Source organism: Micromonospora sp. BRA006-A (assembly GCF_033433935.1).
GTDB lineage: Bacteria > Actinomycetota > Actinomycetes > Mycobacteriales > Micromonosporaceae > Micromonospora > Micromonospora aurantiaca.
On sequence record NZ_JANCLW010000001.1, the window covers coordinates 4,513,877 to 4,525,942 of the forward strand.

Sequence of the window (12,066 nt, forward strand, 5' to 3'; positions counted from 1 at the left end):
AGGCAGGTGGTGGGGCCCGCCGCCGTCTGGGCCGTTCCGGTTCGCTCACGTGGTTGGTCACCGACCGCCGATCGTGGGAGGAATGCGGGCTTTTTTCGGATACGTCTTCCTCGCGAGGATCCTTCTCATACGGTGCTGATCAGAGGCTACAACCGGTTTGTAGCTGGTCGCCCGGCCTGGGGCGGTGCGACCCGTTTGGGAAGAACCGAAAGGGCTCTCATGTCGAACGACGTAACGACACCCGACGGCGGCGCTCCGATGACGCCCCCGCCGCGGACGAGCAGGCGGCGGGCGCTCTGGGTCGCCACCGGCGTGGCCGGGCTGACCGGCGTCGTCGGTCTGGCGGCGCTCGGCGGTCTCGCCGCCCGCGACGACAAGTCCGGCACCGAACCGGTGGCGGAGAACCACGCCGCAGCGCCGCAGAACGCCAGTGACGACTCCCGCGCCGACGGCGGGAAGGGCGGCGAGAAGGGCGAGGACGGGTACGGCAAGGACGGCAAGGACCGTGGCCAGGAAGGCCGCGACCGCGGCGAGTGGGGCAAGGACGGCAAGGACGACCACGGCAAGACCCGCGAGGTCCCCTGCGACGACGACGCCCTGGTCGACGCACTCGAACTGGCCAACCGCGACCACGGCGGCACCCTGAAGCTCGCCGAGAACTGCACCTACGAACTCGGCGTCAAGGACCGCAAGTTCGGCTCCGCCCTGCCCGAGATCAAGCAGGACGTCACCATCAAGGGCAACAACTCCACCATCAAGCGCGACGCCGAAGACACCTTCCGCATCTTCCGCGTCGTCGACGGCGGCGACCTCACCCTCAAGGACCTCACCGTCTCCGGCGGCAACGCCAACGAGTTCAAGTACCCCGGCGGCGGTGGCCCGGCGCCGACGGCGCTCGTCCCGGACGGCGAGGACGACGACAAGCGGTTCGAGGGTGACGGCGGCGCGCTCCTGGTCGAGCGTGGCGGCAGCGCGCACCTGGACAACGTGAAGCTGGTCGACAACAACGCCGAAGGCGACGGCGGCGCCATCGCCAACTACGGCCGCACCTGGCTCAAGGAGAGCAAGGTCGTCGACAACCACGCCCAGGGCGACGGCGGCGGCGTCTACAACGAGGGCATCCTCAAGGTCGAGGAGACCCACGTCGACGACAACACCGCAGGCGGCAACGGCGGCGGCATCGCCAACGGCGGCGGTGAGCACCACGGCGGGCCGGTCGACCTGGCCTCGGCCGCGAAGCCCGGCAAGGGCGACAAGGGCGAGCACGGCAAGCACCACGCGGGCACCGTCGAGATCATCGGGGCGTACGAGGGCAAGGACGCCTCGCTGAGCACGCTGAGCCACAACCGGGCCGGTCACAACGGTGGCGGTCTGTTCAGCAGCGGCGGCACCGTCACGGTCTCCTTCACCGCGATCGGCGGCAACGTCGCCTGCGAGAACGGTGGCGGCGTCTACGCCGAGAACACCGACCTGCTCCTGGAGAAGGTCCACGTGGCGGGCAACCACGCCGACGGCGACGGCGGCGGCGTGGTGACGACCGGTGGCCGGGACTGGGCCGGCAACGGTGCCGAGAAGGACGGCCTCGCGGGGAGCGCCACGATCGCCGACAGCGCCGTCGTGGACAACACGGCCGGCCGCTTCGGCGGCGGCATCTACAACGGCGAGTGGCTCATCAAGATCGAGGACGGCTTCCTCGCCCGCGACCACGACAAGGACGACAACGCCACCCTCACCATCCGCGACACCGACATCAAGGGCAACACCGCCCTCAACGGCGGCGGCATCTTCAACAACAAGGCGAAGATCACCCTGACCAAGACCCACGTCACCAAGAACACCGCCACCGACTCCAGCAAGCTCCACCGGGTCGCCGGCGGCGTCCTCAACAACGAAGGACGCGTCAAGCTCGACGACAAGTCCCTCATCAGCAACAACGACCCCACCAACTGCGCCAACACCGTCGAGGACTGCTTCAACTGATCGAACCACCACATAACCGGGGAGCCCTCCTCGCGCCGTGGACGGCGCGCGGGGGGCTCCCACCCCGGAGCGGCCCGGCTGGCCGCGGTGTCCCCCGCCGGGACGTCCGGGCCGCGCTGCGCCCGCCCATCCCACCCGCACCCTTATGCGGGTTTTTTTCGTATATGACCACGAGGCGAAGAAGGTTCTCATACGGTCATCTTCAGCAGCTACAACCGATTTGTAGCGAAGGCCGCCTCGCCAGGGCGAAGCGACCTTGTCAGGTACAAGGAGAGGGCAGAGAGCTCCGATGTCCAACTACCTTCGCAATAACGATGACGCCACCAGCAAGACCATCTCCCCGCTCCGGCGTCGCCGGATGTGGCTCGCCACCGGCGTTGTGGGCCTGACCGGAGCGGTCAGCCTCGCCGGCGTGGCCTACGCGACCACCGGGGCCACCGGCCCGCACCGGCTCGCCGACGTCAAGTGGTCGACCACGCAGCAGCTCAGCGACGACGACCACGGCGACAAGGGCGCCGAGGGCGACTACGGCCGCGACGGCTACGACAAGGACGGGTACGGCAAGGACGGCAAGGACCGTAGCCAGGAAGGCCGCGACCGTGGCGAGTGGGGCCCGGACAAGGGCGAGTGGGACAAGGACGGCAAGGACGACCACGGCAAGACCCGCGAGGTCCCCTGCAAGGACGACGCCCTGATCGACGCCCTCGAACTGGCCAACCGCGACCACGGCGGCACCATCAAGCTCGCCGAGAACTGCACCTACGAACTCGGCGTCAAGGACCGCAAGTTCGGCTCCGCCCTGCCCGAGATCAAGCAGGACGTCACCATCAAGGGCAACAACTCCACCATCAAGCGCGACGCCGAAGACACCTTCCGCATCTTCCGCGTCGTCGACGGCGGCGACCTCACCCTCAAGGACCTCACCGTCTCCGGCGGCAACGCCAACGAGTTCAAGTACCCCGGCGGCGGGGCCCCCGGCGGCGGCCAGCCGCCGGCCGCCGCCCCGGCTGCCGCTCCGGCCGCTCCGGCGGTCGCGGCTCCGGCCGCCGCCCCGGCTGTCGCGGCCCCGGCCGCGGCGACCACGGCGGCCGCTGTCACGCCCGTCGCGGACGGCATGAACGGCGGTAAGGACGACGACAAGCGGGTCGAGGGCGACGGCGGCGCGCTGCTCGTCGAGCGCGGCGGCAGCGCCCACCTGCACAACGTCAAGCTCGTCGACAACAACGCCGAGGGCGACGGCGGCGCCATCGCCAACTACGGCCGCACCTGGCTCAAGGAGAGCAAGGTCGTCGACAACCACGCCCAGGGCGACGGCGGCGGCGTCTACAACGAGGGCATCCTCAAGGTCGAGGAGACCCACGTCGACGACAACACCGCAGGCGGCAACGGCGGCGGCATCGCCAACGGCAGCGGCCTGTCCGGCGGGCACGGCCCGGCGGCCTCCGCCGCGCCGAAGGGCTACGACCCGAAGGGCAAGCACCACGAGGCCGGGATCGTCGAGATCTTCGGTTCCGACCACGGCAAGGACGGCGTCAAGTCCAGCCTGTCGGACAACCGCGCCGGCAAGAACGGCGGCGGTCTGTTCAGCAGCGGCGGCACCGTCACGGTCTCCTTCACCGCGATCACGGGCAACACCGCCTGCGAGAACGGTGGCGGCGTCTACGCCGAGAACACCGACCTGCTCCTGGAGAAGGTGCACGTCGCCAAGAACCACGCCGACGGCGACGGCGGTGGTGTGGTGGTCACCGGCGGCAAGCACTGGGGCTACCCGGAGAACAAGGAGCACGCCAGCGCCACGATCGCCGACAGCAAGATCGTCGACAACACCGCCAACCGCTTCGGCGGCGGCATCTACAACGGCGAGTGGCTCATCAAGATCGAGGACGGCTTCCTCGCCCGCGACCACGACAAGGACGACAACGCCACCCTCACCATCCGCGACACCGACATCAAGGGCAACACCGCCCTCAACGGCGGCGGCATCTTCAACAACAAGGCGAAGATCACCCTGACCAAGACCCACGTCACCAAGAACACCGCCACCGACTCCAGCAAGCTCCACCGGGTCGCCGGCGGCGTCCTCAACAACGAAGGACGCGTCAAGCTCGACGACAAGTCCCTCATCAGCAACAACGACCCCACCAACTGCGCCAACACCGTCGAGGACTGCTTCAACTGACCTGACGGCCCGGGGTACGCGACCGGCCCCCTGCCACGTGACGTGGCAGGGGGCCGGTCGGCCGTGCGGGTCAGCTCTGGACGAACACCGCCACGCTGCGCGCGGGCACGGTGAACGTGCCGGCGGCCCGGTCGAACGACGCGGTACGCAGCGCCGGGTCGACCGAGTTCCGCAGCACCGGGTGCAGTGCCACGTTCGCGCCGCGCAGCCCCGTGACCGTCTGCTTCGCCGTCTCCGGCGTGGCGTTGAAGACGACAGTCACCGACTTCCACGTCCCGTCCAGCCCTCGGGCGTCGAGGGTCATGGTGAGCACGCCCGGGGTCTCCTTCGTCCCGGACAGCGGGAACGCCACCCGCTTCTGCACCTGCTCGGCGGTGTCGAGCCCGAACACCGGCGAGGACCGGCGCACGCGCAGCAGCTCCGCGTACCGGGCGTCGGCCAGGTCGATCGCCGCGCAGTCCGGCACCAGCGACGAATCGGCCAGCAGCGGCTTCGCGTACGACCACTTGTCCTTGTTGTCGGCCTCCGGCGGCAGGCCGGCGCCGAACCCGTTGCCCTGGGCGCAGTCCCACCGGATCTGGTTGAACCAGTCACCGGAGTTGTACGAGTTGCGGTCCAGCGACTTCGAGCGCAGCCGCTCCGAGCCGGTGGTCACGAACCCGGCGCCCTGCCCGAGCGCGGTGGTCGCCAGCGCGAGCACCTGCATCCGGGCCCGGTCCTGCGCCGAGGTCCCCTGCGGCAGCTTGTACGCCAGCGCGTCGTACAGGATCTCGTTGTCGTGCGCGTCGACGTAGGTGACCGCCTCGCCCGGCGCGGCGGTGTACCCGGCCGGGGCGCCGTTGTAGTCGACCTGCGCCCCGGTGACCCGCTTGCCGGTGGAGTCGGTGAACCGGTAGCCACGCAGGTTCCCGGTCAGCCCCACCTTGATCAGGTCGTGCTGGTGCAGCAGCCGGGCCCGCTGCTCGGCGGCCGAACCGTTGATCTCGTCGCCGTTGGGGTCGGTGTAGAGGCCGGAGGCGAAGCCCTGCACGCGCGGGTTGGCGTCGAACGGGCCGCCGCCGCGCACCGCGTCGCGGAGCCGGTCGTTGAACGTGCCGACGCCGGTGCCGGCCATGTTGGCCTGGGTGGCCTGCGTGAACCGGGCGTCGTCGGCGACCTCGCCGAAGTTCCAGCCCTCGCCGTACAGCAGGATCTTGCGGCCGTCCACGCCGTCGCGGGCGAGCGTGAGCTTGTTCAGCGCGGCCCGTACGGCGAGGATGTTCGCCTTCGGGTGGTGGCCCATCAGGTCGAACCGGAAACCGTCGACCTTGTACGCCTTGGCCCAGGTCACCAGCGAGTCCACCACGAGCTTGCCCATCATGGCGTGCTCCGGCGCCGTGTTGGCGCAGCAGGTGGAGTTGGCGACGGTCCCGTCCTCCAGGAGCCGGTGGTAGTAGCCCGGCACCACCTGGTCGAGCACCGACTTCGGGTCGGCGCCGGCGGCCGAGGTGTGGTTGTAGACCACGTCCATGACCACCCGCAGGCCGGCCTTGTTCACTCCGGCGACCATCTGGCGGAACTCGGTGGTGCGCTTCGCGCCGTTCGGGTCGGTGGCGTACCCGCCCTCGGGCACCGTGTAGTGCAGCGGGTCGTACCCCCAGTTGTAGCCGTCGGTGCCGGCGACCGCCGCGACGCACTTCTGCTGCTCGTCGGAGTCCGGCGGCAGCGCGGCCAGGTCGCAGTTCGGCCGGGCCTGGTCGGCCCGCTTCTCCGGGATGGTCGCGAAGTCGAAGGCCGGCAGCAGGTGCAGGTGGTTGACCCCGGCGTCGCCGAGCTTGCGCAGGTGCTTCATGCCGGCGCTGTCGGGGTCGGTGAACGCCAGGTAGGTGCCCCGCCGGTCGGCGGGAACCGTGGTGTCGGCGATGGAGAAGTCCCGTACCGACAGCTCGGAGATCTGGACCTTCGACGCCGGCGGCGCGGCCGGCTTGCGCAGGTTCGCCCAGCCGGCCGGCGCGAGCGCCGGGTCGGCCAGGTCGACGATCTGGCTGTGCGTGGAGTCCGCCGCGAGCGCCACCGAGTACGGGTCGGTCACCGACGCGGTGACCATCTTCTGCGTGGCCGGCTGCCACGCCTGCACCCGGTAGCGGTAGTAGCGGCCGTTCCACGCCTTCGTGCCGCGGACCGACCAGACGCCGGTGCGGTCGTCGCGGCGCATCGCCACGCTGGTCGGCTGGGCGGTGGGCGAGTCGAACAGCTCCAGCGACACGGTCCGCGCGGTCGGCGCCCACACCGCCAGGGTGGGGACCCGGCCGGCGAACGTCGGGCCGAGCTTCGCGCCGGTCGCCGCCGCGTAGACGTCGTCGAGCACGCCGGGAATCTGCACGCCGGTGGCGGCGAGCAGCGCGCCCTCGGCGTCCCGCTCGGTCACCACGATCTGGCCGCGCAGCGCCGCCGGCACCCTGGCCAGGTCGGCGCGGTCCAGCGAGAAGGCGCGCGAGGCCCAGAGATGGGGGTACGCCTGCCGTTGCGCCTCGGTCAGCCCGTTGCGCTGGGCCCGCAGTCCGATGGTGGTGTACGTGCCGGTCAGCTCACCGTCGGCGAGGCCGATCCCACCGGCCGGGGCGACGGCGAGCGCGTACCGCCTGCCGTCGGTCGGCCCGGTCGCCCAGGCCACCGTGGACCTGTCGATCCACTGCGCCTTCTGCTTGGTCAGGTCGAGATCCTTTGCGGCGCCGGACGTGGTGGCCGGCAGCAGCCGTCCCTTCACGCCGGCGAGCAGCCACACCTCGCGCCCGGCACCGGCGAAGTCGAGCCGCTGGTCCTCGGGCTGATCCTTCTCGTCGCCTCGGTGGATGATGTAGCTCAGCCCGGTCGCCCCGGCGGCGAGGGGCACCCGGAACACCGCGCCGTACGCATCGATCTTCTCCGGCTTGAGCGGGGCGGCCCAGTCGGTCGGGTTGGCCGCGCCGTCCCACAGGTGCAGGCCCCAGCCGTCGTAGTTCCCGTCGGCCTTGCGCCAGTGGATCAGCGCGGTGTCCTGGGCGACGGGCGGGTCGGGTTCGCCGGTGGCGGCCTGCCGCGTCGGGTAGACCGCCGGGTCGCCCTGTTTGACCCAGATCTCGCCGGTCGCAGTCACGTCGATGGTGCGGTCGTTCGCCACGTCCTTGTTGCCGTCGCCGTCGATGACGAGGAATCCGACGGTCTTCGCACCGGGCTTGAGCTTGACCCAGGCGAACCGGCCGTACGAGTCCTCACCGGCGAACGGCTGCCCGGCGGGCCACTGCGTCACGTACGCCGGGTCGATGTCGCCCCAGGCGTAGAGCCGCCAGTCGTCGTACCCGCCGGCCGGGCGCTGGTAGTGCACGATCGCCCAGTCCCGCGACGCGCCCTGGGCGGGGGTGCCGACGGTGCCGGTGGCGCGGTCGGCGGCGGTGCGGCCCTTGCCGTCGCGGACCACGGCCTTGTACTCCACGCGGGTGCCGCCGGGCAGGCCGGTCAGGTCGTGGTGCACGGTGTACGGCGCGCGGTTCGCGGTGCCGAGCAGCGTCCACTTGCCGCCCGTGACCCGGGCGGCGAACGTGACGGTCGCGAGCGGGTCGCCGGTCACCTGGGCGGTGACGGCGGCCTTGCCGGGGACCGGCGCGTCGCCCGGCTCGGTGATCGTGATCGTCGGGGCCCCGGCCTGCGGGATCGCCCGATCGGCCTTGAGCACCAGCGCCGACATGGCCGGCACGGTGACGCTCAGCTTGCCGTCCGCGCCGGCCGTCGCGCCCGCGGCGCCGCCGTACACGCCGGTGAAGCGGGCGCCGGCCGACCAGGTGTCCACCGTGACAGTCTGCGGCGTCGCGGCGTTGTTCACCGCCGCCACGTACTCGATCCGGTCGGCGGGCAGGACGCGGGAGAACGCGAAGACGCCCGGCCCGTCGGCCGCGTACCGGGTCACCTGCACGCCGTCGCGCAGCGCCGGGTGTGCCGTCCGCAGCTCGCCCAGCTCGGCGATGGTCCGGTAGAGCGGGTGGCGGGTGTCGTACTGGTCGGCGGCGTGGGTGCGGGTGGTGCCGATCAGGTCGTCGTCGAGGTAGTCGGCGGTCCGCGAGGCGAACATGTCCTGCCGGGCGTCCTTGTCGCCGCCCGGTCCGGTGAAGCCCTGCTCGTCGCCGGAGTAGACGACCGGCTGACCACGGGTGAGGAACATGAGCTGGTGGGCGAGCCGGCTGCGGTTCAGCTGGGTGGTGTCGTCACCGCCGGCGGCGGCGACGAACGAGCCGATCCGGCCCATGTCGTGGTTGCCCAGGAACGTGGTGAGCCGGTTGGCGTTCGTGTCCCGCGCGGAGTACAGGTCGTCCTTGGCGTACACGTCGGCGAGCGACTTGGCCGAGCCGTCGGCGGCGGCGTACCCGCGTGCCGCCTCCTGGAACGAGAAGTCGAGCGTGGCGGGCAGTCCGCCCTGCCGCACGTAGGTGGACTGGATCTCCTGCTCGGCGCTGTAGACCTCGCCGAACATGAAGAAGTCCTTCTTGCCGGCCTTCGCGGCGGCGGCGTCGATGCCGCGCGCGAACTGCGGCCAGAAGTCGAGGTTGGCGTGCTTGACCGTGTCGAGGCGGAACCCGTCCACGCCGGCCTTGCCGATCCACTGGGCGTAGATGTCGGTCATGCCGCGCACCACCTCGGGACGCTCGGTCCACAGGTCGTCGAGGCCGAAGAAGTCGCCGTACTCGCTGTTCTCCCCGGCGAAGGTGGAGTCACCGCGGTTGTGGTACATGGTCGGGTCGTTCAGCCAGGCCGGTACCTTGACCTTCGCGTCGGCCGGGGTGGCGAACACCGGGGTGTACGGGAACGACTTCCCGTTCACCGCCGGGAACCTGCGGGTGCCGTCGGCGTAGTTGCGGTCCTCGAAGGGACGCCCCTGCGCGTCGCGGTAGGGCGCGGTCTTCTTGTCCACGTAGCCGTACTTGTCCTCGGCGTACCGGATGACGTCGGCGGTGTGGTTGACGATGATGTCGAGGTAGACCTTGATGCCCCGGCGGTGGGCCAGGTCGACCAGCTTCTTCAGCTCGGCGTTGGTGCCGAAGTGCGGGTCGACCTGGGTGAAGTCGGTGATCCAGTAGCCGTGGTAGCCGGCCGAGACGTCCGCGCCGGTGCCCTGCACGGGGCGGTTCTTGAAGATCGGCGCGAGCCAGATGGCGGTGGTGCCGAGCCCCTGGATGTAGTCCATCCGGTCGATCAGGCCCTTGAGGTCGCCGCCGTGGTAGAAGCCCTTGTCGGCCGGGTCGAGACCGGTGGTGAGCCGGCCGCCGGCGAGGCCGCCGGTGTCGTTGCGCTTGTCGCCGTTGGCGAACCGGTCCGGCAGGACGAAGTAGAACTGCTCGGCCTTCGCGGTGCCGGTACCGGCCTTGAGCAGCGCGTCGGCGGACGGCTCGCGGTTCCACTGCGGAGCGTTGCCGGCGGCCAGGACGTCGGGGGTGGCGGCCGGGCCGGTGGCGTCGGCGCCGAGCTGGTGGAGGGCCACCGGCACGCCGACGAGAGTGAGTACGAGGGAGGTGACCAGGGCGAGCAGCGCCTTGGGGGATATCGGCGGCGGTTTCATCGACGGCCTTTCTCTGGTCGCTGATTCGCCCGCACGCTAGCCCTTGCCGAAACATTCTGCAATACCTTGCAAACCATGCCGCAACAAAGCAGACACCTTGCAAGAGGAGACGTCCATCCCGGCCCCGGTCCGGGGCGCCGGATCTACCGCTCGCCGCAGGGCGAGCGATCGACGGTGCAGCTCACCGGCCGGGTACCGGCCCGCTCGATGTGGAACCGCACCGGCACTGACTGCCCGGGAGCCAGGTCGAATCCGCTGCGATAGGTGAACACGCCGTCGTCGAAGCCGAACACGCCCTGCTCGGCGCCCTCGACCCAGGCGGTGACCAGCCGGCCACCGGGGAACGTCGCGCGGACCGTCCAGCCGTGCGGCGTACGCGCCGTGTTGACGAGCAGCACCTCGCCGATGAAGCCGCCGTCGAAGGAGCTCACCACGCTGTACCGGCCGGTCACCGACGACGGCGGCGGGGGCGGCGGAGGCGTGGGCAGCACCGGCCGGGCCACGCCCCGGGGGCTGGAGGTCGGCGCGGCCGGCGTCGGCCGGGCCGGCACCACGGTGGACCGGGGCGACAGGCCCGGCACCACCGCAGCGGTGGCGGAGACCGGCGACGGGCCGGTGGCGCTGACCGCCGTGGGGGTCAACGGCATGCCCGGCAGCGACATCAGCGGATCCGGCGGACCGGCCGCCGGGAACGTGCTGCGGCCGCGCACCGAACCGAGCGCCACCACCAGCAGGACCACCATGACGACCACGCCGGCGGCGACGAGGATCCAGGGGGACGAGGTCATGGCGGCTCCGGGCTGCGGGCCGGGGCGGCGCGTGCGGGACATGGTCCTCCTGTCGGGGGTCCGGGCCAGCGTAGTCACACGGACCGGGTCGCGGCGAGCGCCGGAGATCAGGGCCTGCCGCCCGGCATGGACACCTGATACCTTGCACGCCGATCAATGACCACAATGGCTCGTCGAGCCGGTAGGACGGTTGGCCAGTGACTGAGTGGCAGGGCAACATCAGGCGGGCGTCCACGGCGGACGCCGCCGTCGTGACCGCGATCCTCGCCGAGGCGTTCATGCGGGATCCGGTGAGCGGCTGGGTCTTCCCGGCCGACGACCACCGCGCCCAGGTCCATCCCGCCTTCTTCGGGCCCTTCGTCGCGTTGGCGCTGCGCACCGGTGAGGTGTACGTCGCCGGTGACGGGATGGGCGTCACGCTCTGGCTGCCCACCGGCGAGGGGCACGACGCCGAGGACGGCGGCGAGTTCGACGGGATGGAGACCGCGATCGGCGCGGAGGCCATGAAGCGGTTCGGCACGCTCGACGAGATGATGAGCGCCCGGCACCCCGCAGAGCCGCACTGGTACCTGCCCTTCATCGGGGTGCACCCCGACCATCACGGCAAGGGCGTCGGGTCGGCGCTGCTGCGTGACAAGCTGGCCGAGCTGGATCAGGCCGGTACCGCCGCGTACCTGGAGGCCAGTTCGCCGCGCAACGCCGCACTCTACGAGCGGCTCGGATTCCGGCGCCGTCCGGTCACGCTGGACCTGCCGGAGGGCCCCAGCCTCTACCCGATGTGGCGCGACCCGTCCTGACCCGTACCGTCCCGCCCCGGCTCGGCCCGGGGCGGGACGTCATCGCCGTACCGTCGTGGTGGTGACGTCGAGCGCGCCCACGACGGCGGCGAGCAGCCCTTCGAGCTGAGCCGGCAGGAACCGGCGGCAGTCGCGCATCCGCGTGGCCACCTGCGGGTCGAAGATGTGCGCGGCCAGGCCGACCGCCTCGGCGAGGGTCGCCAGCAGCAGCGTGCCCGGGTCCAGCTCGGCCGGGGACGAGTGCATCAGCATCGCGGTCAGCCGCACCCGGGGCGAGGCCGCCTGGTTCGGGTCGATGGCCGGCCAGCGCACCGTACGGCCGATCAGTTTGCCCTGCTCACGACGGAGCACGCCGGCGGTGACCAACCGGGTGCCCACCCGCTCGTTGATGTTGAGCTGGGTCCGCAGGTAGCGGATCCACAACCGGGCCGGATGCGCCCCCTCGCGACGCAGGATCTCGGTGATCAGCAGGTCGGTGAGCGGCTCCTGCCACAGCCGCGGATCGACGGCGGCGATCCCCCCTCCGTCGAGGGCGATCCGGCCCTCGAACATCAGCTCGGCGAGCGCGGCGCCGGCCAGCCCGCACTCCAGCCGGTCGACCGCGACGTGTGGCTTGCCGGTGAACTCGTCGTGTCCGATAAGGAACAGCGCATCCGCAAGCCGGTAAGTGGCCTGCGCCCCGGGGTAGGTCATGGTCCATCCTCGAACGGTGGCCGTGATCGTCGACACGGGACGGTACGGCATGACCACGCACAG

The 12,066-nt window shown here is 71.1% G+C and carries 6 protein-coding genes; 3 read left to right on the forward strand and 3 right to left on the reverse strand.

Going from position 1 to position 12,066, the window contains the following annotated elements; translation table 11 throughout:
* Window positions 1-219 precede the first annotated feature (219 nt).
* Both NMK34_RS20355 and NMK34_RS20360 read left to right on the forward strand, forming a co-directional pair.
* A complete protein-coding gene (locus tag NMK34_RS20355; RefSeq protein WP_318334785.1) occupies window positions 220-1,980 on the forward strand; it encodes a hypothetical protein in 1,761 nt (586 codons plus the stop codon).
* Between the two features lie 289 nt (window positions 1,981-2,269).
* Window positions 2,270-4,159: a hypothetical protein gene (locus tag NMK34_RS20360; protein ID WP_318334786.1), complete on the forward strand. Its 1,890-nt coding sequence runs from the start codon at window positions 2,270-2,272 to the stop codon at window positions 4,157-4,159.
* Between the two features lie 70 nt (window positions 4,160-4,229).
* Here NMK34_RS20360 and pulA read toward each other — a convergent pair whose 3' ends face one another.
* Together pulA and NMK34_RS20370 are read right to left on the reverse strand one after the other, a co-directional pair.
* Window positions 4,230-9,725, reverse strand: coding sequence for a pullulanase-type alpha-1,6-glucosidase (gene pulA, locus NMK34_RS20365; protein ID WP_318334787.1), 5,496 nt, complete (start codon window positions 9,723-9,725; stop codon window positions 4,230-4,232).
* A gap of 143 nt (window positions 9,726-9,868) precedes the next feature.
* Window positions 9,869-10,513, reverse strand: coding sequence for a cellulose binding domain-containing protein (locus NMK34_RS20370; RefSeq protein ID WP_318334788.1), 645 nt, complete (start codon window positions 10,511-10,513; stop codon window positions 9,869-9,871).
* Window positions 10,514-10,710: 197 nt separating this feature from the next.
* Here NMK34_RS20370 and NMK34_RS20375 point away from each other — a divergent pair, with 197 nt between their 5' ends.
* Window positions 10,711-11,310, forward strand: a complete 600-nt coding sequence (locus NMK34_RS20375; protein WP_318334789.1) for a GNAT family N-acetyltransferase — start codon at window positions 10,711-10,713, stop codon at window positions 11,308-11,310.
* Window positions 11,311-11,349: 39 nt separating this feature from the next.
* Here NMK34_RS20375 and NMK34_RS20380 read toward each other — a convergent pair whose 3' ends face one another.
* Entirely contained in the window at window positions 11,350-12,003 is a 654-nt protein-coding gene (locus tag NMK34_RS20380) for a GOLPH3/VPS74 family protein (protein ID WP_128137146.1), read from the reverse strand.
* Between the last annotated feature and the right edge of the window lie 63 nt (window positions 12,004-12,066).